21 protein-coding genes are annotated in these 24,354 nt (G+C 34.0%); 7 read left to right on the top strand and 14 right to left on the bottom strand.

The genetic code is table 11. The features are described from left to right. Positions 1–28: 28 nt before the first annotated feature. Complete coding sequence (locus RB618_RS16935) at positions 29–3,877, top strand: M43 family zinc metalloprotease (RefSeq protein WP_308069820.1); 3,849 nt, start codon at positions 29–31, stop codon at positions 3,875–3,877. Between the two features lie 413 nt (positions 3,878–4,290). Here RB618_RS16935 and RB618_RS16930 read toward each other — a convergent pair whose 3' ends face one another. Further along, entirely contained in the window at positions 4,291–5,502 is a 1,212-nt protein-coding gene (locus RB618_RS16930) for a Xaa-Pro peptidase family protein (protein ID WP_308069819.1), read from the bottom strand. 207 nt (positions 5,503–5,709) lie between these two features. On the opposite strand from RB618_RS16930, the gene RB618_RS16925 reads away from it, so the two are divergent. The 5 genes from RB618_RS16925 (at position 5,710) to RB618_RS16905 (ending at position 11,916) form a co-directional block, all read left to right on the top strand. Next, complete coding sequence (locus RB618_RS16925) at positions 5,710–6,990, top strand: S28 family serine protease (RefSeq protein ID WP_308069818.1); 1,281 nt, start codon at positions 5,710–5,712, stop codon at positions 6,988–6,990. A 338-nt stretch (positions 6,991–7,328) separates the two neighbouring features. After that, a complete protein-coding gene (locus RB618_RS16920) occupies positions 7,329–7,931 on the top strand; it encodes a murein L,D-transpeptidase catalytic domain-containing protein (RefSeq protein ID WP_308069817.1) in 603 nt (200 codons plus the stop codon). 221 nt (positions 7,932–8,152) lie between these two features. Then, the gene (locus RB618_RS16915; RefSeq protein WP_308069816.1) at positions 8,153–9,178 is read left to right on the top strand and encodes an NAD(P)-dependent alcohol dehydrogenase; all 1,026 of its coding nucleotides are present in this window, start codon (positions 8,153–8,155) and stop codon (positions 9,176–9,178) included. A gap of 365 nt (positions 9,179–9,543) precedes the next feature. Next, the gene (locus RB618_RS16910) at positions 9,544–10,041 is read left to right on the top strand and encodes an acetolactate synthase small subunit (RefSeq protein WP_308069815.1); all 498 of its coding nucleotides are present in this window, start codon (positions 9,544–9,546) and stop codon (positions 10,039–10,041) included. A 93-nt stretch (positions 10,042–10,134) separates the two neighbouring features. After that, on the top strand, positions 10,135–11,916 hold the full coding sequence (locus RB618_RS16905; protein ID WP_308069814.1) for a mechanosensitive ion channel family protein: 1,782 nt from the start codon (positions 10,135–10,137) through the stop codon (positions 11,914–11,916). A gap of 273 nt (positions 11,917–12,189) precedes the next feature. Here the strand turns inward: RB618_RS16905 and RB618_RS16900 are convergent, their stop codons facing one another. The 11 genes from RB618_RS16900 to RB618_RS16850 all read right to left on the bottom strand — a co-directional run bounded on the left by RB618_RS16900 (position 12,190) and on the right by RB618_RS16850 (position 22,240). Next, entirely contained in the window at positions 12,190–13,545 is a 1,356-nt protein-coding gene (locus tag RB618_RS16900) for a hypothetical protein (RefSeq protein WP_308069813.1), read from the bottom strand. 80 nt (positions 13,546–13,625) lie between these two features. Further along, the gene (locus RB618_RS16895; protein WP_308069812.1) at positions 13,626–14,699 is read right to left on the bottom strand and encodes a response regulator transcription factor; all 1,074 of its coding nucleotides are present in this window, start codon (positions 14,697–14,699) and stop codon (positions 13,626–13,628) included. A gap of 111 nt (positions 14,700–14,810) precedes the next feature. After that, a complete protein-coding gene (locus tag RB618_RS16890; protein ID WP_308069811.1) occupies positions 14,811–15,938 on the bottom strand; it encodes a hypothetical protein in 1,128 nt (375 codons plus the stop codon). Between the two features lie 24 nt (positions 15,939–15,962). Continuing rightward, entirely contained in the window at positions 15,963–16,748 is a 786-nt protein-coding gene (locus RB618_RS16885) for a polysaccharide deacetylase family protein (RefSeq protein ID WP_308069810.1), read from the bottom strand. 137 nt (positions 16,749–16,885) lie between these two features. Further along, positions 16,886–17,383: a 4'-phosphopantetheinyl transferase superfamily protein gene (locus RB618_RS16880; RefSeq protein WP_308069809.1), complete on the bottom strand. Its 498-nt coding sequence runs from the start codon at positions 17,381–17,383 to the stop codon at positions 16,886–16,888. Then, on the bottom strand, positions 17,380–17,634 hold the full coding sequence (locus tag RB618_RS16875; RefSeq protein ID WP_308069808.1) for an acyl carrier protein: 255 nt from the start codon (positions 17,632–17,634) through the stop codon (positions 17,380–17,382). Before RB618_RS16875 ends, RB618_RS16880 begins: the two co-directional genes overlap by 4 nt. 1 nt (position 17,635) lies before the next feature. Further along, positions 17,636–18,904, bottom strand: coding sequence for a beta-ketoacyl-[acyl-carrier-protein] synthase family protein (locus RB618_RS16870; RefSeq protein WP_308069807.1), 1,269 nt, complete (start codon positions 18,902–18,904; stop codon positions 17,636–17,638). After that, positions 18,901–19,338 (bottom strand): 3-hydroxyacyl-ACP dehydratase FabZ family protein, encoded by a 438-nt coding sequence (locus RB618_RS16865; RefSeq protein ID WP_308069806.1) that lies wholly within the window; start codon positions 19,336–19,338, stop codon positions 18,901–18,903. Before RB618_RS16865 ends, RB618_RS16870 begins: the two co-directional genes overlap by 4 nt. 11 nt (positions 19,339–19,349) lie before the next feature. Then, positions 19,350–20,402 (bottom strand): type III polyketide synthase, encoded by a 1,053-nt coding sequence (locus RB618_RS16860; RefSeq protein ID WP_308069805.1) that lies wholly within the window; start codon positions 20,400–20,402, stop codon positions 19,350–19,352. Further along, positions 20,399–21,112, bottom strand: coding sequence for a methyltransferase domain-containing protein (locus RB618_RS16855; protein WP_308069804.1), 714 nt, complete (start codon positions 21,110–21,112; stop codon positions 20,399–20,401). The genes RB618_RS16860 and RB618_RS16855 overlap by 4 nt, the downstream gene beginning before the upstream one ends. After that, positions 21,113–22,240: an NAD(P)/FAD-dependent oxidoreductase gene (locus tag RB618_RS16850; RefSeq protein WP_308069803.1), complete on the bottom strand. Its 1,128-nt coding sequence runs from the start codon at positions 22,238–22,240 to the stop codon at positions 21,113–21,115. 171 nt (positions 22,241–22,411) lie between these two features. Between RB618_RS16850 and RB618_RS16845 the strand changes: the two genes are divergently transcribed. Then, positions 22,412–22,768 (top strand): hypothetical protein, encoded by a 357-nt coding sequence (locus RB618_RS16845; protein WP_308069802.1) that lies wholly within the window; start codon positions 22,412–22,414, stop codon positions 22,766–22,768. 197 nt (positions 22,769–22,965) lie between these two features. On the opposite strand, the gene RB618_RS16840 is transcribed toward RB618_RS16845, so the two are convergent. Together RB618_RS16840 and RB618_RS16835 are read right to left on the bottom strand one after the other, a co-directional pair. Then, on the bottom strand, positions 22,966–23,655 hold the full coding sequence (locus tag RB618_RS16840; protein ID WP_308069801.1) for a CPBP family intramembrane glutamic endopeptidase: 690 nt from the start codon (positions 23,653–23,655) through the stop codon (positions 22,966–22,968). Positions 23,656–23,731: 76 nt separating this feature from the next. Continuing rightward, positions 23,732–24,322, bottom strand: a complete 591-nt coding sequence (locus tag RB618_RS16835; protein ID WP_308069800.1) for a cyclic nucleotide-binding domain-containing protein — start codon at positions 24,320–24,322, stop codon at positions 23,732–23,734. Positions 24,323–24,354: the final 32 nt, after the last annotated feature.

Below are 24,354 nucleotides of genomic sequence, written 5' to 3'. Positions count from 1 at the left end.
ATCAATTACTAATTAAAAACCTAAACAAATGAAATTAAAATTACTAATCTGCTTTCTGCTTTTCAGTATAATGAAAGTTAGCGCACAAGGTTTGCCTTGTCGGACAAGCGAAGAAAATGAAAAAGTGTACCGGAATAACCCTCATGCACTTCAAGAGAAAAAGAACTTTGATGTTTTCAGTAAAAATTTTGCAGCACAGCGTAAATCTTCCACAGCAAAAACGGCTGCAGTTACTAGTTACACAATTCCAGTAGTATTTCATATTTATGGAGATGTACAAGGCGGAAAAACAGTGACGTACGAAAAGATTGTTAATCATTTGGCTCAGCTTAATGATGATTTTAATGGGCGTAATGCAGATTATCAAACAGTTGAATCTTTTTTTCAAGCTCGACGCGGAACGCTCAATATTGAATTTAAACTCGCCAAAAAAGATCCTAACGGCGGTTGTACTACGGGAGTTATTTTTCATCCAACGAAAAATGGCTATGGAAACGGTGGAGGCTACGATGACCAGATCGCTGCCGACGCTTGGGATAATACTAAATACATGAATGTCTATATTCAGAACGATTTGTATAATGACGGCGCTACAAATAATTCAGGAGTTGCTTGGTATCCAAGTTCAGATATGACGACAAACAATACTGCTCGTGTTGTTTTCAACGGAGCTTATTTATATGATAACTCCTATAGTAAAGAATTCTCAGCAACGCTTACTCACGAATTTGGTCACTTTCTAAATCTGATTCATACTTTTGAAGGTGGATGTACAGGAACTGATGAAGTTGCTGATACTCCAGCAGAAGACGCAAAGCATACTTTAGGCTGTACTCCAGGAACAAACTGTAGTGGAGATAAAGTAAATTTCGAAAACTACATGGGATATAATGGAGCGCAAGGCTGTTACAAAATGTATACACAAGGTCAGATTGACAGAATGTTAGCCGCTTTGGAACATCCTGCGAGAAAATCGCTTTGGCAGGCACAAAACTTAATTGATACAGGTGTTAATGCTACAGGAAGCACGCTTACTGCATCGGCTGTAGCATTTAAAGAAGCTATTATAAATGACGGTTCTTTTGATACTTCATCAATAATCAAACTAAACGGAACCAAAACTTTTGCGGTTTCTTCTGGAACTTTGGCAGCAGGAACTCATTTTACTCATACTTTTCCAGCAGGAATTACTCCTGTGCTTACTGTAAATTCTAACAATCAAATTACGGTTACATTAACAGGAAAAGCAACAAATCATTCATTAAGCAACAATGCATCAGGCGGAATTAGTTTTTTACCAGCCGCTTTTACAGGAGGAACAACTGATTTATCTTGTACTTCTTTATACTTTAATTTTAAATTTTCAGATCCATACGGAACCTTCTTTGTAGATATGCCAGATGTAACGGTTTCATCAGCATTGACATGGAAGTATTTTGAAATCGCAAAAGGAGACGATCGTGCATTTGGAGGCTGGCGTTATGCGGCAAATGCTTTAAAAATTGAAACTTACGCGAAGAGGTTAGTTTGCGAAACGGGTACTAGAAATATTTCATTATTGAATGCAAACACAGCAGTTGGGCCAACAAGCAATATGACAGCTCCAGGTGCATATCCAAATCAGTTAGATTTAAGAACAGCGAGTTACACAGCTTGGGATGGAAAAACAGGTTACGTAGGATTTGATTATTTAATGGATGGTCTTACCTGTTATGGATGGTTTAAAGTAAAAGTAAACGCCGATGGTGACGGTTATACAATTTTGGAGTATGCTTATAATACAAAACCGAACACTCCAATTTACACAGGAATGACCGATAAAACGGCAACAACTTTATCACCAGAAACATTGTATGAAGCTGAAGTAAATGATGGAAGTGTAACTTCAACGGCGACAATTGCTTTGAGTACCAATAATGGCACATTTACAAAAAGCACTGGCACTTTTACAGCAGGAACCGACTATACAATTACAGGTGTACCAGCTGGTTTAACTGCAGTTTTAACTCTTGAAAGCAATTCTAAAACTGTACTTTCTTTTACAGGAAAAGCAACTGCACACAATACAACAAACGATGCTGTTATTACAGTTACGTTTAAAGATGCTGCAATTACAGGCGGAATAGCGACTTTGGATACCGCTACTAAAACAATCAATTTAAAATTTGATGCGCCTTACGGGGTGTTTTATGTAAACAATCCAGATTATACAGCTAATGCAGCATCGACTTGGCAGTATTTTGATATGGGTATTGGAGACAATACGGAGTATGGAGCATGGCAATATGCGGCCGCAGCTTTAAAAATAGAAACTTACGGAAAAAGACTGGTTTCTGAAGCGGGAACAAGAAATATATCATTCTTATCACAAGGTACTTCTATTGGAGCTTCTAGTAATTTTGCTGCACCTGGAGCATATCCGAATCAATTAGATTTGAGAACAGCTACTTATACAAATTGGGATAATAAAACTGGATATGTTGGTTTTGAATATACAAGCAGAGGGCGTGTTTGCTACGGATGGATGCATGTAAAAGTTGAAGCTGGCGGAGTAGGGTATACTGTGTTGGATTATGCTTATAACACCAAACCAAATGAGCCAATTTTAGCAGGAGTACAAACAACAAATACGGTATTGGCTCCAACAAATTTGACGGCTGCTGTAACCAATTTAGAAGCAGTTCTTAACTGGACTAATAATGGTACAAATGCTACAAATGTAATTATTGAAAGAGCGGGTTCAGATGATGTTTATGCTGAAATTGCGACACTAGCTAGTACTGTAGCTACTTATACCAATACAGGTTTAATTGCCGACAGCACTTATAAATATAGAGCTAGAGCAAAATCAGGTGCTGATTATTCTGCTTATTCAAATGTGGCTACTGTGACAATTCCTGCTGCTCCATTGTGCAGTGCGCAAGGAACAAACGGTTATGAATATATAAGTTCTGTGGCAGTAGGAAGTTTTGTAAATGCATCAGGAAAAGAAACAAACGGTTATGCAGATTATACTTCAAAAGTGATTACTTTGAATCCGAATGCAAATACAAGCGTTACTTTAACTCCAGGTTTCAGTGGTTCTGCCTACACAGAATATTGGGGAGTATGGATTGACTACAATAAAAACAATCAGTTTGAAGCATCAGAGAAAGTAATTAATAATATTTCATCTAATGGTGCCGTAACGACAAGTTTTACGCCTGCAACATTTACAGGAACAACTAGAATGAGAGTTGTGATGAAGTATAATGCCAATCCGTCTTCAACTTGCGGAAATCTAGGAGATGGTGAAATAGAAGATTACACGGTTCAAGCAGGAGCTTCTGTTCCGCCAAATCCAGCAACTTTAACAATTCCAGCTAATCTTGGAAATGCAGGTGTATATTCATCAGGATTTTATGCTTCTTGGGCAACATCAGCAGATGCGGCATCTTATGAAGTGCAATTGAATACTTCTTCTGGATGGACATCTGCAGGAACTTCTACAACATATTATTTATGGATTCCGAAACAAGGAACTCAAACGGTATATGAATTTAGAGTGAAAGCAAAAAATGGTGAAGCTTTTAGTGATTGGAGTGCTTCTCATACAATTGATCTACAATCTGGAAGTGCTGGTTTGCCAGGCATAAATACAAATACGGCAAAAGCATTTACAATGTATCCAAACCCAGCTTCAGATATTGTAAACTTTACTTTTGAAAATATTGATATCAATAAAGTTAAAGTATCAATTTACAACAGCACAGGCCATTTGGTAGATGTGGTTCATAATACAAGTGTTTATTCTCTTAAATATTTAAATAAAGGAGTTTATATTGTTGTGGCTACAGATGGTAAGTTTGTAGAAAAGAAAAAATTATTGGTTGAGTAATAAGTTAATTTAGTTAAAAATGAAAAGGGCTGTCTTTTTGAGATAGCCCTATTTTTTTCTGTTTATTAATAATTTAATATTTCGCCCCGCTGGGGCTTTTTTATCTTTGGAAATTGTATTTTTTCTATAAATATTTTGCTTCTCCGAAGCATTTAAAATATTAGAAAAAACTTTATTGGAGTGGATATTTAATAAAAATCAAATTTAAATTTAAACATAACCAATGGTTTCAACCATTGGAACACAAAGAGAATCACCAGATGTTCAAAATCTTCGGAGAAGCAAAATATTTATAGAGAAAATACAATTTCCAAAGATCAAAAGCTCCAGAGGGGCGACATATATCTAATAAAAAAAGAGCCATCTTAAATAGATAGCTCTTTTGAAAATATTGAATCAAAATTATTTTATGCTTATAATCCAAACGGATTATCAATACTCTGCATTGGTTCTGTAAACCATTTTGGACCTTCAGCCGTCATATAAAAATGATCTTCGTGACGAATACCAAATTGTCCCGGCATACAGATCATAGGCTCATTGCTAACTACCATTCCTTCTTTTAAAATGGTTTGATTGCCTCGTACTAAATAAGGATATTCGTGAATGTCTAAACCTGTACCATGACCCACTCGGTGTGGCAATCCTGGAATTTCGTAATCTCCGCTTAAACCTGCTTGTGCCAAAACTTTACGAGCGGCATCATCTACAGAACCACATGTTGCTCCAATTTGAGCAGCATCAAAAGCTGCTTTTTGAGTGGCTTTTTCAAGATTCCATATTTTTCTATGCTCGTCATTTGGAGTTCCGTATACATAAGTTCTAGTGATATCAGACAAATAGCCCTCTAAACGACATCCTGTATCAATCAAAACTACATCATTATCAACTAAACTTTGAGGAGCAGTAACTCCATGCGGATATTGCGAATCTTCTCCGAAAAGAACAATGCAGAAATAAGAACCAGATGCAATACCAGCCTTAATATGTGCTTTATGAATGAAATCTACAACTGAACTTACCGGAATTCCTGGATATAATATACTGGCAGCTGCTTTTTGAACCACCATAGTAATATCTTTCGCTTTTTGAATAATAGCAATTTCATTTGCTGACTTATGCATTCTGCAACCTGCTGTTATCGGTTGAGCATTTACAAAACTAAAGCTTGAATTCGCTTTTGAGATTGCATCAATTAGAAAAAAAGCAGCCGATTCATCCAAGGCAATATTGCCATCAGTGATATTTTTACTTTTTAGAATATTGCCAAATAATTCAGAAGGACTCTCGTGTTCTTCCCAGAAATTTAGGTTTCCTTCAATTTTCATGAAAGTTTTAAAAGTTCCTTCTTCAAATTTTGGAACAATATATTCAACTGTTTCATCTTCAAAAATTAGGGCGCCAACCATACGCTCAGACGGATTCCATTTTGTTCCAGTAAAATAATACAGATTAGTTCCGGCATTAACATAAAGCGCTTTGCAATTTTGTTCTTTCATTAAAGTAACCGCTTTTTTTATGCGCTGTTTATACTCAGGAAGTCCGATTGGTATAACACCAAGCGTCATGTTTTGTATTTTTTCTAGTTCAATATCTATAGTTGATCCGCCAACTCCAATTGCCATTTTTTTATTTTTTAAGTTATTATTTAATGTTTAATGATTTACTAAACTTACGCAAAGTTCAATTTTTCAATAAAATTAAAGGATTATTTTTATTTTGTCCTATGTTAATGTAAACTAGATAAAATATTACATTTTAAGGGTAATATAATATCAGTTTCTGCTGGATATTGCACTTACTTTTAAAATTTTAAAATAACAAGATTAAAAATGAATCGAAAATCCTTTATTATTACGCTGTTCTTTCTTTTCCTAAACATTTTTGCAGTTTCTGCACAGGAATCTTCAGCAAATCTACAGCAAAAACTGACTGAATTATTCCCAAAAGCTATCATAACGCGAATTGATAATTTAGAAAACTATACCGAATCGTACCAGCTTATTTTAGATGAACCTCTGGATCATAAACACCCAGAAAAAGGGACTTTTCAGCATTATATTTATCTTTCGCATTTAGGTTATGACAGACCAACTGTAATTGAAACTCACGGCTATAATACCGAGAATATTAAGAGTGAAGTGAGCAGTTTGTTACAAGCCAATCAGGTTGCTGTTGAATATCGTTTTTACGGAAAATCAAGACCAAATCAGATTCAATGGGAATACCTGACGAATGATCAGGCTATTGAAGATTATCATAACATTGTAACTAAACTGAAAAAAATATACTCAGGAAAATGGATTTCAACAGGAATCAGCAAAGGAGGAGAAACATCCTTAATTTATAAATCAATTTATCCAAATGATGTTGATGTGGCAATGCCTTATGTTGCGCCGCTAATTAATACTTGCGAAGATCCAAGAACTATAACTCACACCAGAACAGTTGGAACGGAAGAATGCAGAGCCAAAATAACGGCTTTTCAAAGAGCTGTTTTACAAAATAGAGAAGCTGTTTTAGAGGTTTTTAAAGAATATTCAGCTGAGAAAAAGATGCAATTTACAGAAGTTCCTTTCGCGGAAGCGTTGGAATATGCTGTTTTAGAATTTCCTTTTTCGTTTTGGCAATGGGGAGGAAAATGCGATGAAATTCCGCCAGTAAACGCCTCTGCAAAAGAGCTTTTCGATTATTTGAATAAAATTGTTGGAGTAGGAACTTACAATGATAAAATGTCATTTGTCTATCTGCCTTCTTATTATCAGCATTTAAGCGAGTTAGGGTATTATGGTTTTGATCTTGAACCGGTTGCCGATTTGTTAACTATTGTAAAAAGCAGTTCTAACGCGCGATTTGCGCCTAAAGATGTTGTGATAAAATATAATCCAAAATACATTAAGAAAGTGCGTAAATATGTTGAGAATAAAGGAGATAAAATTTTGTATATCTATGGAGGTTACGACACTTGGTTCTCATGTTCTCCAACGCCTAAACCTAGCGTTGATGCTCTAAAAATGGTACTTCCGCAAGGAAGCCATTCTACTAGAGTCAAACATTTTTCTGCGGAAGACCAGAAATTGATTATGGATACATTAAAAAAGTGGCTTAATTAAAAAAAAAGCAACAGATAAAATATTATAGTACTAATTGCGTTTATGTTTCTAATAATTTTTGTCAAGTGAAGTTTCACTTGGCAGAAATTATTTTTTTGATTTATTGATGAGGCAAAAAAAGTCCGTAGCCAAAAACGGATAATATTAACACTAGATGTAGCATTTCAACATTAAATCAGGTATTTTAATCGAATATTAACAGATAATATTGCTGTTTTCAGATATTTATAATATCTTTAACTTATGATATGGGAATTGTATAACATTTGTGTATAATTTTGCAACATAAAATTATCAATGACCCCAAGTCATAACTATTAACTTAACATTTGCCGGATATGAGAGTATTTTTATTGGCACTGCTTTTTTCCTTAAGTTCGTTTACCTCATTAAGTATGAGAGACGAAGATGAAATTTTAGACGAAGTCGAATTTGCAAGACTCACCGAGCATGTAAATGAGATTAAGGCTTTTACTGCGTCAAATCACAAGTACAGCAACAAAATTGCTTTTCTTGTAGATATGAAAATTAAATCAGGAAGAAATCGTTTTTTTGTTTATGATCTAGAAAATAATCAAATTCTTGATCAGGGTTTAGTAGCACATGGAAAAGGTTCTGAAACCGGGATAAAAGGAGATATTTTACAGTTTAGTAATGCTCCAGAATCTAACTGCACTTCACTAGGCAGATATTCGGTAGAGAAACCATACAAAGGCATATTCGGAAAAGCTTTTAGACTTGCTGGATTAGACCAATCGAATAATAACGCTATGAAACGTGCCATTGTATTGCATTCTTACAAAGAGGTTCCATCTGATGAAAAAGAGTACTATATCATCAACAGCCATGGCTGTCCAATGGTTAATCAAGAATTTTTAGGTAGACTTTCAAAATATATAGAAAGTACAAATTCTAAAATTTTATTATCTGTTTATTATTAAATAATAAGTCCACAAAATATAAATGTAAAAGAGAGCTTCGGTTCTCTTTTTTTATATCAATAAATCATATTTTTTTATTTTTTGCTTGCTCCAAATCATAACCGTTTTCTAAAAGAAAAGCCTGTTTTAGCAATAAATTAGGATAAACTTAACTTGTGTGTTAAAACTTATAAAAGATACAAGTTGTAAATTAGTAGAATAGTAATCTAAAAGTTTATTTTATGAAAGCAGTACGTTTTTTTGGACACAAAGATGTCCGTGTAGTTAATGATATAGAAAAGCCTGTTCCTAAAGGTGATGAAGTGTTATTAAAGATTGGCGGCGCAGGTGTCTGCCACTCAGATCTGCATATTATAGACGAGGGCACCGTAGTAGGAACCGTTTTTACATTAGGACATGAAAATGCTGGATGGATCGAAGAAATAGGAGAAAATGTAGAAGGTTATAAAAAAGGAGACGCAGTTCTTGTATACGGTCCTTGGGGATGCGGACATTGCAAACCTTGCCAGCAGTCAAAAGAAAATTATTGTGATCATCAATCTGAACAAGCATATGGCGGTGGGTTAGGATTAGACGGCGGAATGTCCGAATATATGCTGGTGCCATCTTCTAGGCTTTTAGTTCCTATATTTGACTTAGATCCTGTTATTGCAGCTCCATTGACAGATGCTGCCCTTACACCATATTCTGCGATTAAACGTTCGCTTCCTAAATTAATGGCTGACGAATATGTTGTAGTAATTGGGGTTGGCGGACTAGGACATGTGGCGCTACAGATATTAAGAGAAATAAGCGGAGCAGAAATTATTGCCTGCGATGTGACAGAAGATAAATTGGCTTTTGCAAAAGAATTGGGAGCAGCTTATGCAATTAATTCTAAAGATGCCGATGTTGCAGAACAAATTCAGAAAATTACAGGAATCAAAAAAGCAAAAGTAGTTCTAGATTTTGTTGGATCAACTTCTACAATAGATTTAGGAACAAAAGTAGTGAGCCTTGATGGAGATCTTACTATTGTTGGTCTTGGTGGAGGACATTATCAATATAGCATGAATGGATTACCTTTTGGGGTGAGCATGACCAATCCGTATTGGGGGTCAAGAACAGAATTGATGGAAGTGGTTGGTTTGGCAAGACAAAAGAAAATCCATATCGAAATTGAAAAACATAAACTTGATGATGCCAACGAAGTTTATGAAAGAATGAGACAAGGAAAAATAAAAGGAAGAGCTGTTTTAATACCTTAAAAATATATAGTAACAGATTAAAAAATAGCTTTATATTTGCGACATCAAATTATGCAAATGAAAAATAGTATTAACATCGCTTTAATTATTATCACAATTATCATTCGATAATAGTGAAGGGGTGTTATATAAATAAGTAAAATATACAATTTAGAAAACCTCCCTTTTACGGGAGGTTTTTTTGTTTAGACCAATTATGAAAAAATCAATTCAAAATAGCATTATTATTTCAATTATCATTATTCGTATCACATGACGAGTCAGGATTCTATTGTCTATGCATAAAAGCCTTTCTCAGTCAAATGTGAAAGGCCTTTTTATTTCTCAGCAACCTATTTAAAAGAAGCACAAATAAAAATCAAACAATGAAAAACGAATTTACTCTTACCATTTATTCAGAAGATCAATTAAGATTAATCACTAGACTAAGCTCTATGTTTATAAGAAAACAGATAGTCGTTTTAAGTCTTAATATGTCTATTTGCGAGATAGATAAAATGTACCGACACACGATTGTAGTAAATGAAACTTTAGATACTGTCGTAAATTTAGCGGCACAGATAGAGAAAATTATTGAGGTTTATAAATGTTATTATCATTTGAATGAAGAGATTGTTTTTAGACAAACCGCTTTATTTAAAATTCCGACTGCTCTATTTATGGATATGGAATTAATGCTTAGGGAAAATGATCTTAAAATTTCAGAAATTCACAAAGAGTATACGATATTGCAAGCTACGGGAACAGACAATGAAATTGAGGTTTTAACCAAAGAACTAAATGCATTGGGATTGATTGAGTTTGTTACAAGTTCAAGAATTGCTCTTGAGAAATCTAATAAAGGTTTTTGTGAAGAAATTTAAAGAATGGTAAGATTCTGTTTTTTCTTACGGAAACCTTGCTGTTTTTCTTCAATATTTAGTATTTTTAATAGTCATTACTAAAGCAGATAGAGTATGGTTTCAGGTACAAAACGGATATTGTTTTTTTTCTTGTTGAGTTTGACTTTTCTAGTCAACACCAATACAGCCGAAGCACAGCTTTTAGGTGCTGCAAAGACAACAGAAGAGCCAGTTAAGATTCCAGATGATTCGCTAGGAAGAAGAACGCCTCAAGGAACAGTCAACGGATTCATCAAAGCACTAGGCGATCAGAATTATCTGCGTGCCAGTCAGTACCTTGTTCTGAGCAAACGTTCCTATCGTAAAACAGCCGAAAGAATAGAAATAGCAAAGACTTTTCAGAAACTTTTGGATCAGGGAGGTAATTTTTCGCCATCTTCTATTTTAAGTAATAAAGAATTAGGACGCTTAGATGATAATCTGACAACTGGTATAGATTTGGTTGGAAATATATCGACAGATAAAATAGACATACAGCTTTATTTAGAGAATCAATCCGATGACAGCGAACCGGCATTATGGCTTTTTTCGGCAGAAACAGTAGAAGCAATTCGTGGAGCAGATATTAGCGGAGAAAAAACTTTTTTAGATAGGGTATTGCCTAAATTTCTAAAAGATAGAAAATTAGGAAATGTTCCAATTGGCCACTGGGGAGTAGTGGTGGTAATGGCAGTTGTTACTTATTTATTGTCTAGGCTTCTTATTTTTGTACTCATTTTTCTAATTCAAAAAGTGTGGAAGAAAGCAGATACTGAAAAAGGAACTGCAATTATAGATGCTTTTACGTTGCCAGTTCAGATGTATCTAACGGTGATTTTATTCGTGGCTTTTACGCAGCGAATGGGAATTTCAATAATAGTTCGTCAGCGATTTAGCATAATCATAATCACGATCGGAATTGTAGCTTTTTTGATCCTGCTTTGGAGAATGACCGATTTTGTGAGTATGTATACTCGAAGCAGAATGAACAATCGAGGACGTGCTTCTGCAGTATCTGCGGTTTTGTTTTTGAGTCGCACAATGAAAGCCGCGATTGTTGTTATTGGAATCATTGCATTATTGGGAATTATTGGTGTTGATGTTACTGCAGGACTTGCCGCACTGGGAATTGGGGGGATTGCCTTGGCTCTTGGAGCGCAAAAAACGATAGAAAATTTTGTGGGAAGTGTAAGTCTTATTGCAGATCAGCCATTGCGTGTTGGAGATTATTGTCGAGTTGATGATATAAAAGGAACCGTAGAAGCAATCGGAATGCGCTCTACCACACTTCGCACACCAGCCCGTACAATTGTAACAATTCCGAATGGTCAGCTATCGGCTAGTAAAATAGAAAATTATGCACATCGCGACCGTTTTATATTCAATCCGATTTTTGGTTTTAGAATGGAAACAACTCCAGATCAGATGCGTTATCTTTTAGTGGAATTAAAATCTTTGCTGCTTGCGCATCCTTCGGTTATAAATACTCCACCAATAGTTCGTTTTACAGGTATTACTGCCGATGCATTAAAAGTTGAGATTACCGCTTATATAGAAGCCATAAATTTTGAAACGTCACAAGAGGTTCAAGAAGATCTTTTACTGCGAATGCTTGACATTATCGAAAGTAGCGGAACTTCTTTGGCTTATCCTTCACAGACACTTTATATGACTAGGGATACTCCGGTTTCTAATGAAAAAGCGGAAGCAGTTGCTAAAACTGTTAAAAATTGGAAAAAGAATGGTGAATTACAGCTACCTAAGTTTGATCCAAAACGTGTAGAAGAATTAAAAGGAAGTATAAAATATCCTGACGAAGGCAGTTTTAATCCTGACGATCAGGAAACTTTATTGTAAAAGATAGGTAGTCTCAAAAAGATAGCTCTTTTTGGTAAGCTTCGGAGAAGCGAAATATTTATAGAAAAAGATAAATGTTTACAGTATAAAGCTCCATAGGAGCGACATATTTTAGGTTGCAGAAAAATATGTCGCTCCTAGGGAGCTTTTTTATTTACCTTATTGTATTTCTATAAATATTTCACCCCGCTGGGGTTTTACAGATAAACAATATTTCGGGCAGAAAGAATATCCGTTGACATAATCTATTTTGGTTTTTGAAGAAGTTGTACATTAACTTTTAGATTCTTTTACAATTTCCATATTTCCGTCATTTTGTTTTACAATTTTCCAATCAGGATTTAGTTCTATTTCGTAAAATTCGCTTGTAATTTTTTGACCTTCAATTTTAGACGGTATTGGAAAAACAAAATAAGTTTTGCCATCTTTATCATAACTTAAAATACCAGCTTTTCCCAATTGATTTTTCCCTTCGATTGTGGCAAAATTTCCAAAGTTATTTCCCGATTTATCACGCCCTTTAATACTAGAATACACGATTCCTTTATCATTTAAAGTTAGCGTTCCATTCATATTAAAAGTGCGTCCGTAATGGTCAATATCGGTAAGTGCGACTTTTAGGATTGGTTTATTGATTAGCAATTTAGTGTAATAAGAAATTAGCTTTTTTTGTTCTTCTTCCCGAGCAATTTCTTGTTTGTTTATTTCGATAAAATTATTTCTGGATTTGGCTAATTGTAGTTGCTTTTTAGTGATAGTTAATTTTGATTTTAATATCATAACTTCATAAATATCAGTAAAATTATAAGTATTATCTAAACTTTTTCTCCAAGCGATATTTAAATAATCAAATAGCAATCCGTAGGCTGGACCAGTAGCATAAGGAAAAGGCCTCGTGTAGGTTTTCGCTTCTTCTCGTTGGTTAATTTCTTCTATCGCCTTTTCGTATTTGTTATCATAAGAAGACAAGACAAAACCTGTGTAATTAGCTAAACCTTCTAAGGTTTCTATTTCAAGTTCATCATTAAGATATTTTGCATATTGCTTTTGTCTTTCTTTACGAAAAAGAATAGCGTCTTTCAAATAGTTTTTAATCTCTTCAGTTTTCTTCTTTTCGATAACAGCTTTTAAAGCATTTTTTAATGCCTGATATTCTAATCGCAATAAAATACGGGCGTTGGTTTTATCGAGATATTCAATCGGATTTCCATTAAATTTTCTGGATTTCATTTGAAGTAAATGAAATAATTCATGAATGATAGTGGCACCTTTATCGTCCAGATAATTATTGAGAACTGTAGCATATTCTTTCCCGTCATATTTCTGAGTGGTATTAACAAAAACTAGCGAATTAGGTTCCATGATTTTAGAATATAAAACGCCATTATCCGTTTTGCTATTCGGTAATTTTACCAAACTATAGATTGAATTGTCAAAGTCTATTACGATAATGCTGTCGTTCCAGATTGGCTTTCCCCAAAGTTTTCCGTTGTCGTTTTCTAAAAGTACTTTTGCTTCCAATAGCTTTTCTTGAATATTTTGTCTGTTTTTAGCAGCCTTTTCTGTTTCTTGCGCTGAAGCAAATTGCAAGATTGTAAAGAAGATTAACAATAGAAGATTCTTTTCCATTTCCGATTGATTTAAGATTTCGGAAACAAAATTAGATCGCTGAATTTGGAAAATTAGTTACGAAGAGGCTGAGATTGGGACTAATCCCAAGGATGATTTTTCAATTTAGCAACCAATTCATGACGGTTTGTGACATCCAACTTAGCATAAAGATTTCGAATATGGGTTTTTACTGTACTCAGCGAAATAAAAAGCTCATTAGCAATTTCTTTGTTCGATTTGTCTTCTAAAATCAGTTTGGTGATTTTCTCTTCCTGATTGGTCAAGGTCAGGTTTGAGATTTCTTGTATTATTTTTTGAGGTTTAAGAGCCTTTAATTTTCTAAATTGAAAAACAGAAACAAGAATCAAAATGAAAACTAATATAACTAAAGCATAATTCAGCTTTTTCTGAAATGCATATTTTTGCTGTAATATAACATTTGAAATTTTTGAAATTTCATCTTGATACTGGAGGTAATAAGACGTTTCACCGTAGTAGCTTTTCAGCGAATTAGAAACACCATCGTAAAACGCTTCATCTTTCTCAAAGTCAGTTTTTATATTAAAGTCATTTTTTTTGATATCTGAAAAAGCTAAAAGCTTCAGCAGAGAATGTTTAATGCTTTTCTCGCTATAGGATTTTACTTTTTCGGCAAAATCATTTACAGCTTGCTGTTGTGCTTCTTTGTTTTTTATTTGAGCATTATTTTTCTCTAACTGCTCTTCAAAAGATTTTAATTTTCGCCATTCTATATCTGCTGAATTACTGTTTTTTGATTCGCTAAACCAATTGTTTCCAGATTTTTGAAAGTAGATCGTATCTCGATTAGAAAATATAAAATTGTAATAATTGCTCTTCTCGTTATCACTTACCAATTGCAACCCTTTTATTGTATTAATATTGGAATGTATGCGGTAAAGTTTATCTTTTTCTGATAATAGCTGTCCTTTAAATTCAAAATATCCATCATTATTTGTCTGAGTAGAAAAAAGAATCTGATTTTCGGTAATCATAGTTTCTTCATCATATTTCAGCAGACTCAAATAGACGGTTTTGTTTTTTTGTTCTGCATCAATATAACCCGAAATCTTATACTGTCCGTAGCAAATCGGAAGAGAAGAGATAATACAGATTACCAAGAATAAAATTCGGATTGTTTTTTCTTTTAGCATTTTAAATCAGTAATAGAAAAACTTATGAATGATTAAAAATACAAAAAAAGAATCCAATTTAAAGTGTCGGTTTAAATTGGATCCTTTTAGTTTTTCTGTACCAATTATTTTTTATGATCCTTCGGTGTAAGGTTCATTCCATAATGAATTTGGTTTTAAGTAAACTTTGTTTTCCTGAAAATCCAATATCGTATTAAATCTTTTTAAAACTTCGTTGCCAAGAATATGGGTTTTGAATTGGGCTGGATTGCCTGTTGCTAGCAATTGTACAGGCACATCATTCAAACATAAATTTCCTAAATAGAATTTTTCGTTTTTTACCGTCAGCACAGGGATTTCTTCTCCTTGACCATTTTTTAAAATTACTTTTTTGATAACAGGTAAACTTTCCTTCGGATATTGCTGTTCCTGCATGATTTGCTGATCTAGCATTGCAGTACGCTGATAGCCATTATCAAAAAGAAAACGCCCTTTATAAGCTGTATTGTTTATTTGAAGCTGTCCTTGAACACAAAATAGAGTACGAACAAATTCCATATCAAGTTTCGTGTACTCTTTGTTTCGTTTTGATAATTTAGAATGAATTATAAAAAGTTTTTTATCATAATCGATTTCTACTATTGTTCCATCAAATAAATTCCATCCAAAACGGCCCACAGTTCCTTGTCCCGATAATTCTACAGGAAAAATCTCTTGATCGTTCCATATTTGATTTCCAAGTTTAAAACTATGCCCTTTTAAACTGTTTAATTTTAGCTGATTGAGTATTTCATTTGTTAAAAGAAAATCACTAGTTCCCGAATCAAATTTTAGGTCTAGAGTTTCTTTATCGTCCATCTTTACTTTAAAAATGATATTGTTATAATCTGAAAGCACAAATGGAATTGTATCGTGCATTTCAGGTTTGAGTTTCGAAAAGTTTTTTAAAGACGGACATTCAACGCGTGTAAAACAGCTATCAGTATTATTTAAGAGCACTGTAAAATCAAACTTTTTTCCAGGTTTTAATTTTATTGAGATAGAATCTTTATTAGTATAAAAGGCAATGATTTTCTCTTTTGGACTTTTGTTGGTAACATACAAATCTAGTTTAGCTTTTGGATCTAAATACCATTTTGTTTTTTCTTCGTTGTCTTCTTTTATATAGCAGATTTTTGAAGAAGCTTTGATTACAGGATTTTTTACTTGAGCTTGACAAACCATTACGGCAGCGAGCATAAAGACAAGATGTATCTTCATTATTTATATTTTATATTTTATGGATTAAAGCTGAGGAGGAAGCAGATTATCTAAATCTGAAAGGCGATAAAATTTAAGATCGTTCAGTTTCATGTATTTGCAGATAAATTCTAACGTTTCTATTTTGGTTTGATAATTTTCAGTTATATCCTTAACAGGTTTATGACCGCATAGAATTAGAATTTTATTGTTCTTTTTAGCATAATCTAATAATTCAAGCAAATAGGGAATACTAAAATGGATATGGCTATTATCAATATCAAAAGCAAATACAATTTTAGAATTATCAAAATAACTGTCTTGTTTCTCTGGAATTTCGCCTCCAAATGCTCGTCCTCTTATAATTTTGAATAAAGGCGATAAAGCTTGATCCAGAGAATCTGATCTTTCACCGTAAGGATATGCAAAAGAAGTAACGTTGAATCCCTTTTTCTTCATAGAAACAATCATAGGATCTATTTCTTGTTTTAAGTATTCTTTGACGCTAAACTGCTTGGTAAACTTAACCGCATTGTAATGATGATAACCATGTCCAGCTATCTCATGACCATATTTTTGCATTTCTAACAATGTTTTAATTTCTGGAGCTCCAATAGAATCTATTCGGCAGACATTAAAAGTGCCTTTCCAAGAATACTTTCGCAATGCTCGATCTGCTTCAGACCATTCGTCAACATAAGCATCATCAAAAGATAAAATTACACCTGCTTGATATGGAGGTTTTATCACTGGTTTAGGTTTCTTATTTTCGCAAGAAAATAAGGTTAAGAATAATAAAAGCAATACCAGTTTAGTAAAAAGTATCTTCATAGATTTTAGATTGCTAAAAAAATAGAATGCAGAATATTTTAATCCAAATATAAAGAATTTTCTTAGTGATTGATTCTTTTTTAAATCTGTTAATAAACAAAAAAGCGGAGCAAAAATGGCATATTGAACCTATAAAATCATTTTCTGAGAGTGACCCATTTTTCAAACCTTCCATGATGACTGATTGAGACATCTTGAAGCATATTGTTAATTTTTAAATAGGGAATTCCATTTTCGTCTTTTATAATTTCTTTGTTTTCAACTTCAATTATATTTTTGATGTTTTCTAAATTATCTACAGCAATTGTATGAATGTTTTCTAATGAAAATGTACTTTGAGTATAATACACATTTTCATTGCAAATTACTTTACCTGATATTAAATGAGAGTTTATAGAATCTAAAAAGCAACAAAGCTTTTTCGGGCTGAATTCCCGTATTTTGGTCTGACGATTATAAATTTTATAGGCCGCTTCTTTCATGCTCCATAAAAGCCATACCATTGTTTCAGGTTTATCATAATCGTTGATAAACCTTTGCTCCTCTATTGTAAACAATTTGTCTATAAAACCTGTGCGCTGCCAACGGCTTTCTATGCGTGACTGCACAAGATCTATAACATCATTGCCAATCATTTTTCGGCAAGTTTGGTTTCAATAATTTCAACTGCGGTCTTTACGTCAAGCATGCGTTCCATGTCGGAGTTGTCGATAACAATATCGAAATTTTCTTCAATGTCCAAAACGATATCAACCAGATTGGCTGAGTTTATATTAAGATCCTTAATAAAATCAGTTTCTTCTGTTAGATTGTCAAATGCTTCTGTGTTAGTTGCAAAAGGCTTTATAATCACTTTTAATTTTTCGATAAGTTCAGTTCTGTCCATTTTAGTTTTTAAATTTTTTAAATAAAATACATGCATTTACATCGCCAAAACCAAAACTGGCTTTTGCAATTATTTTAGGATTCGTTTTAATAGTTTTGAAAAGCACTTTTGAAGGATCAATTAATGCAGCAATTTCAGGATGAAGGTCAGAACAGTTTAGATTTCCAAATAAAAAATCTTCATGAAGCTGTAATACTGCAGCAATACTTTCAACACTTCCAGAAGCGCTTAAGCAATGCCCCGTAAGGCTTTTTAAAGAATTAATATATGGAAAATCAGCACCGTTTCGACCCAATGCTTTTGTCCAGTTTTCAATTTCAAGACTGTCTTTGGTTGTAGCCGTCAAATGTCCATTTATGGCATCAATTTCATTTGGATTGATTCCTGCATTTTGGATAGCTGTTTTAATGCATCTTTGTACAGCTGTACTGTTGGGAGCCGTCATAGTTCCGCCGTCTCTTTGTCCGCCAGAATTGACATTTCCGCCTAATATTTCGGCATAAATAGTAGCATTACGTTCCAAAGCAGTTTCCAAGTCTTCTATAACAAAAGCACCTGCACCGCTTCCGGGCACAAATCCTGCTGCCGAAGCGCTCATAGGTCTTGAACCTTCTTCGGGTTTGTCATTAAATTTGGATGAGCAGACACGCAACGCATCAAATCCTCCCCAAATATAGGGGCCACTGTCCGAGGTGCTTCCCGCCAATATTCGTTTTGCTTGTCCAGATTGTATTCGGTCGTAAGCCATTAAAATAGCCTCAGCGCCTGTTGTACAAGCCGAAGAATTGGTGGTAACCTGATTTCCCAATCCGATTTTACCCCCAAGATAGGCGCTCACACCGCTGTTCATGGTTTGTGCGACAACAGTGCTTCCCAATTTTCGGACTTGCAGTTCATCAATTTTATAAATGCTTTCGCGAAATTTATCAATTCCAGAAGTTCCAGCTCCAAAAATAGCTCCGCTGTCCCAATCTGGATTTTCATTTATTGGCAATCCAGCATTATTCCATGCTTCCATACCCGCAATAATGCCATATAAAATCCCTGTACTATTGAGCCCGCGAAGTTCGAGTTCTGTAAAATATTGCGCTTTCAATTCGTCAGAGATTTGAGGCTGACCTGCAATCTGACAAGAAAACTGCAATTCTTCGAGCTGTGCATCATGCCGAATACCCGAAATGCCGTTTTGCAGTGCATGAGTAAACGCTGGAATTCCAACACCATTTGGTGCAGCCACTCCAAGACCAGTTATAACCACTCGCTTTTTCATAATCTTTTTGTTATCATTCCAGCCAGAACGCCTCTACAAACTTCTTGTCCAGCTTCGTTTTTCATTACTGCATTGCATTTTAATTTTCCAAAACGAAAGAACAATTTCTCCGATGTCACCGTTACTTTTTCATTTGGATAAACCGGTTTTAAAAACTCTATATCAGCAGAAGTAAAAGCGATTACTGTATTTTCGCCTAGTTCATTTCCTAAAAGGAATATTCCCAAACAAACCATTCCAATTTGAGCCATCGTTTCAGTTAGAATTACGCCAGGAGTTACAGGGTTGTTTTTAAAATGTCCTCTGTAAAAGTCAAGATTCTCTCGAAATGTATATGTTCCTGTCACACCGTTTTCATCAGCATGAAGCAATTCATCAACAAACAAAAAAGGTTCGCTGTACGGTAGCTGTTTTATAATATTAGTTAATTCCATAAGCTTTCAAATTACCATTGCAATAAAACTCTTTGTGCCGAAAATCCTGGGCCAAAACTTAGCATTAAACCTTTTTCTCCTTTTTTCGGATTTCGGTTCATAATGTTTTCTAAAACATACAAAACCGTTGCGCTCGACATATTGCCATATTCTCTGAGGATTTCTTTGGTATCATCAATATTTTTTTCCAATCCAGCGAAAAGCGATTCAACAGTTGTAACAATTTTTTTTCCACCCGGATGAAATATCATGTGGTCAATATCTTTTATTTCTAGATTATTCTGCTTTAAAAAAGGATGAATAATATCTTCAAAATGAGAAGCAATCGTGTCTGGAACTTCAATGTCGAGAACCATTTGCAGTCCGCCGTTAGTGAGTTTGAAGCCCATCATATGTTCGGCATCATAAAAATGATACATTTGTTCATCTAGAATTTCAGGACCCGAATCTTCCTCTTTTGATGATAACAAACAGCACGCAGCGCCATCTCCAAAAATAGCAGCGCTGACAATATTGGGCATTGAGAAATCATTCAGCTGAAAAGTTGCTGTTGGCGACTCTACTGCAATTACTGCAGCACGTTTACCCGGATTTGATTTCAGGAAATTCTTTGCATAAATAATTCCAGATATTCCAGCCGCACAGCCCATTTCGGTTACAGGAAGACGAACAATATCTTGTCTTAATTTCATTTTATTAATCAGATAAGCGTCAAGCGAAGGAATCATAATTCCGGTACAGCTTACCGTAATAATATAATCTAAACTCTGCGGATCCCAGCCCGTTTTTTCTAATGCTTTTTCTAAAACCTGATGCCCTAGAATAATCATTTCACGGCTATAAATATCATTTTTTTCTTCAAATGAAGTAGCGGTAAAAACCTCCGAAGGTTCCATGATAGAATAGCGTTTGTCTACAGAAGCTCCTTCAAATATCTTTTTTACTTTTTTGACAAAACGTTCTTCCTGACCTTCAAGCCATACATCGACAAGTGGAAGAATTTCTTCTGTTGTTCTGGAATATTGCGGAAGCTGTTTGACAGCTGTGATTATTTTGACACTCATATTTTAGTAATTATCCACTGGTAGCGAAAAGCCCATTTCCAGTTTATGGAATAGTTTTTTAAATTTAATTTTTTGGATAAATGCTCCAGTTCGTTCTTTTTGAATCCTTTTAAAATAGAAATTAATCCATCATTGCGCGACATGTTATTGAGGTTGAAAACAAAGCCAATCAGTTCAAATAATCTGTAAGCAACTTTGCTGCGATGCAGATCGTTTACTACAATACCTATTGAAGCATTTTTATTTAGAACATCCATTACTTCTGCAATTTGGTTTGTTGAAAAATGATGCAGTGTAAGTGTGCATAAAACGATGTCATATTTTAGTTGGCTAAATTCTTCGCTAAAAATATCCATGCAGAGATATTCAATGTTCGGAATATCTTTAGACAATGTTTCGGCATAACTAATTGTAAATGCATTGGCATCAATACCAATTAGTTTAAAATTGAGATTGCGCTTTTGTCCATATTTCGCAAGCATTCTCAACATATCGCCATTTCCGCAACCTATGTCTGCGATTATTATTGTTTTTGAAATATCAGTCTTTTTTAAAAGTTCTTCTATGCCATGAAGCGTCAGTTTATTACCGCCAAGCAATTGATTAATAGAAGCAATTTGATCTAAAGCACCAATCAATTCTTCGCCTTCTAGCGAAAAATCGTCCATGATTTCAATTTCTTCTGTTCTATATTTAGTGTTTACGCTCATTTATTCAACTGTTATCGGACGGCCATGCGTTTGTTTTACAATAAAGGAAAGTAATGACGGAATCGAAGCTGCAATAGTGGTCACTGCATGTGTGAAATTTTTGTATGTCAGCGCTTTGGCTAATATTCGTCCAAAGAATAATCTTTTGCTAAAATGCTTTTTCCATTCCTGAATGTACTTTTTCTCCAATTCGCTTCTTGATTCTATCTTACCCAAATAAAAATCCAATACCAATTCTGAAGCAATTTTGGCGCTATGAATGGCCATTGCCATACCGTTGCCACACATTGGGTGAATTAATCCAGCAGTATCGCCAATCATTAAAATATGGTTTTCTACAGGCTCTTTTTTATCGAATGAAATCTGGCTTATGGTTAAAGGTTTTTCAAATAAGGAAGTGCTGTTTTCAAAAATAGCTTTCAGTTTTTTGTTTTTATAAAGCACTGATTTCTGATACTCTTCAATGTTTTTATATTTTTTAAAAGTTTCAAAATCGGCTAAATAGCAAATATTTATAACGTCATTTTCGACTTTTGAAACTCCGCAATAACCGCCTTGAAAGTTGTACAAAGCAACAAGACTTTCGTCAAAATTTCCATTATAATGTCCTTTTACGGCTAGCCACGGCGATTTCTTAGAAATAAAATCTCTTGACAAAATCTGATCTATATTTGATCTTTTGCCATAAGCGCCCAGAACTATTTTTGCAGTAAAAATCTGTCCAGAAGTGTTTACCGTAAAAATGTCATTTTGAAAAGAAATGTGTGTAACCGTTTCTGTTAGAATTGTACAGCCTTTTTCTACTGCTTTTTGAAATAGAAAATAATCCAATTCATAACGGCTGATTCCGAAACCGCCTAACGGAAGTTTTGTTTTAGCTGTTTTTCCGTTTTGTGCTGTAAATTCAAAATTTGAAATATTGGTGGGGTGGAGTTTGGCAACATCTACATCAAGCCATAATAAATATGGTAGAATTTCATTTGAAATATATTCGCCACAGACTTTATGTTTTGGAAACGTATTTTTTTCGATAAGAACAACCTTTAATCCTTTTTTGGATAGGTGTAAAGCGCTTGCTAAACCAGCAAGACCGCCTCCAATAATAAGTACATCAGGATTTGTTCTCATACTACCAATTTAGTCATAAATCTTACACGAACCTTACTTAATTTGATAAGAAATTAACAAAATTTCAACCTTTCTTTTAAAAAGTTAAAATGACTTTTGGCTTTAAAAAACAGGACAAAATCGATTTAAAAGATAATTTTTACTTTTGCCAAAAAATAGCAGCATTTATAAATGACAATACAAGATCTAGTAGGCACTTTTTCGGTTTCGGGAAGCAATCAGGACGAAAGCAATGAAATAACATACAAAGGTGTTTTGACTCTAACTTTGGATAAAAACAACCGAATAAAAGCAGATTGGGTTATCAATAGTTCAAAACAAAAAGGTACAGGTTTCTTCAAGGATAATATTTTAGTAATCAATTTTAGTTATAAAGGAGATGACCATAAAATTTACAAGGGAGTTGCAGTTTACAGATGCATCACAAAAGATGTTTTAGACGGATTTTGGTCAGAGAAACATGGGAATCCGCTTTATTTAGGAAGCGAGCATTGTTTAAGAATGGAAACGACAGAACGATTAAATTAAGATAGAGAATATTTAATTTTAACATATAGAAACTAGCTTCTAACACTTAGATTCAAGTCGTACAGCTATATGTATTAATGCAAGTGAAACGCCTTTATGCACAATCTAAAACCATGTTTCTATGTGTTTAAAAAATAAAACAGCATAAATCAGTTAAGACTTATGCTGTTTTATATAAACTATTTAAAACTTATTGGTTAAGCTGGATTTGCAACAGTTTTAAATTTTTTGTTGTAAAGAATAATAAAACCAACCCATATTAATAGTAAAATCGCGATTAAAGTTAGTTCCGTCTGATGCAAGCCATCGCGGAAGAAATTGTTTAGCGAATGCACTCCTGCAACTGCTAATAATGAACCTGTAGAAGTATATACTTTTCCAATTCCCCAAGTTCCGAAGAAAATAATTCCGAGAAAAATCATGTTGCTTGGAGTCATTTCTAAGTTTAAATGCCAAGCAAACCAAAGAACTGAAATAATTACTATAGAGGTAAATTTAGGAAGTGATTTTAGCTGTTCCTGTAAAAAACCTCGCCATCCAATTTCTTCCAAAAGTCCGTAAGCCAGAACTGTAAACATTAATAAAATAGGGAATTTACCAATTGTAGCGTAATAAACTCCGGCGATTAAAATAGCGGGAAGAATCCAATAAACAGCAAATGGAACAATTGCATTTTTGTATATTCCTTTTAAAGACATTGGATTATGAAGTGAGAATATTTTTATTGCAGCCAAAGCTCCTAAAGCAGGACCAGCACCGCGCAGTAAAATCACTAAATACGGATTTTCTATTACAGATAATAAATTGGTTTTTACAGCTGCATATCTGCAGATTACTGCGACTACGTAAAAAACTATAATGGCTCCAAAGTTGATTTTATTTTTCATCGTTTTAAATTTGTTTGGTTTAGTGAAGCAAACTTATGGCGCATAAATTAAAATAAAATTGACTTTGGGTAAGAAATCATTTTTCCATAACTCTTTTTCGAATTCGGCTTAGACTTTCTGCTGTTAATCCGAGATAAGAAGCGATGATTTTTAAAGGCGTTCTCTGAAAAATTTCCGGACGGCCTTCTATAAGTTTCAAATAACGTTCTTGAGGAGAAAGTGTCAAAAGATTAATTTGTTCTTGTTGTTTGCGTACATAAAGCATTTCAGAAATGGCTTTTCCAATTCGCAAGCCTGTTTCCGATCTTTGATATAATTCATTCAAATCTTGATGAGAAATAGACCAAAGCACTATATCTTCTAAAGCTTCAGTTTTAATAACCGATGGCTGCTGATTTAAGAAAGACATATAATCGCTTATAAAACTATTTTCATACAATAAATTAATGCAAATGTCTCTTTTGCCGTCCCAAACAAATAATCCTGCCGATCCTTTAATGATGATATTAAGGTATTTCTCCACACCATGATAATCTTTTATAATTTCTGACTTCTCAAATTCACGGACTTTAATTTTCTCCGAAAAGCCTTTCCAGATATTCATATCGGCAGTAAAATACTTTTCGAAAATTCTTTTTACATCTTCTGACGACGGATTTTGTGGCATTTTTTAAAATTATGAGTTTGAAATGCCAATTT

Origin of the sequence: Flavobacterium sp. LHD-85, from assembly GCF_030929595.1 — a bacterium.
GTDB lineage: Bacteria > Bacteroidota > Bacteroidia > Flavobacteriales > Flavobacteriaceae > Flavobacterium.
This window is presented reverse-complemented; position numbering and strand designations above follow the sequence as displayed.

Coding starts and splice junctions, on each gene's coding strand:
- RB618_RS16930 (WP_308069819.1), bottom strand. CDS start 5,502: ATGGCAATTGGAGTTGGCGGATCAACTATAGATATTGAACTAGAAAAA.
- RB618_RS16865 (WP_308069806.1), bottom strand. CDS start 19,338: ATGGAATTAACTAATATTATAAAACAGCTACCGTACAGCGAACCTTTT.
- RB618_RS16835 (WP_308069800.1), bottom strand. CDS start 24,322: ATGCCACAAAATCCGTCGTCAGAAGATGTAAAAAGAATTTTCGAAAAG.
- RB618_RS16900 (WP_308069813.1), bottom strand. CDS start 13,545: ATGGAAAAGAATCTTCTATTGTTAATCTTCTTTACAATCTTGCAATTT.
- RB618_RS16855 (WP_308069804.1), bottom strand. CDS start 21,112: ATGAGCGTAAACACTAAATATAGAACAGAAGAAATTGAAATCATGGAC.
- RB618_RS16910 (WP_308069815.1), top strand. CDS start 9,544: ATGAAAAACGAATTTACTCTTACCATTTATTCAGAAGATCAATTAAGA.
- RB618_RS16860 (WP_308069805.1), bottom strand. CDS start 20,402: ATGAGTGTCAAAATAATCACAGCTGTCAAACAGCTTCCGCAATATTCC.
- RB618_RS16880 (WP_308069809.1), bottom strand. CDS start 17,383: ATGATTGGCAATGATGTTATAGATCTTGTGCAGTCACGCATAGAAAGC.
- RB618_RS16920 (WP_308069817.1), top strand. CDS start 7,329: ATGAGAGTATTTTTATTGGCACTGCTTTTTTCCTTAAGTTCGTTTACC.
- RB618_RS16850 (WP_308069803.1), bottom strand. CDS start 22,240: ATGAGAACAAATCCTGATGTACTTATTATTGGAGGCGGTCTTGCTGGT.
- RB618_RS16925 (WP_308069818.1), top strand. CDS start 5,710: ATGAATCGAAAATCCTTTATTATTACGCTGTTCTTTCTTTTCCTAAAC.
- RB618_RS16915 (WP_308069816.1), top strand. CDS start 8,153: ATGAAAGCAGTACGTTTTTTTGGACACAAAGATGTCCGTGTAGTTAAT.
- RB618_RS16885 (WP_308069810.1), bottom strand. CDS start 16,748: ATGAAGATACTTTTTACTAAACTGGTATTGCTTTTATTATTCTTAACC.
- RB618_RS16845 (WP_308069802.1), top strand. CDS start 22,412: ATGACAATACAAGATCTAGTAGGCACTTTTTCGGTTTCGGGAAGCAAT.
- RB618_RS16890 (WP_308069811.1), bottom strand. CDS start 15,938: ATGAAGATACATCTTGTCTTTATGCTCGCTGCCGTAATGGTTTGTCAA.
- RB618_RS16895 (WP_308069812.1), bottom strand. CDS start 14,699: ATGCTAAAAGAAAAAACAATCCGAATTTTATTCTTGGTAATCTGTATT.
- RB618_RS16875 (WP_308069808.1), bottom strand. CDS start 17,634: ATGGACAGAACTGAACTTATCGAAAAATTAAAAGTGATTATAAAGCCT.
- RB618_RS16840 (WP_308069801.1), bottom strand. CDS start 23,655: ATGAAAAATAAAATCAACTTTGGAGCCATTATAGTTTTTTACGTAGTC.
- RB618_RS16870 (WP_308069807.1), bottom strand. CDS start 18,904: ATGAAAAAGCGAGTGGTTATAACTGGTCTTGGAGTGGCTGCACCAAAT.
- RB618_RS16935 (WP_308069820.1), top strand. CDS start 29: ATGAAATTAAAATTACTAATCTGCTTTCTGCTTTTCAGTATAATGAAA.
- RB618_RS16905 (WP_308069814.1), top strand. CDS start 10,135: ATGGTTTCAGGTACAAAACGGATATTGTTTTTTTTCTTGTTGAGTTTG.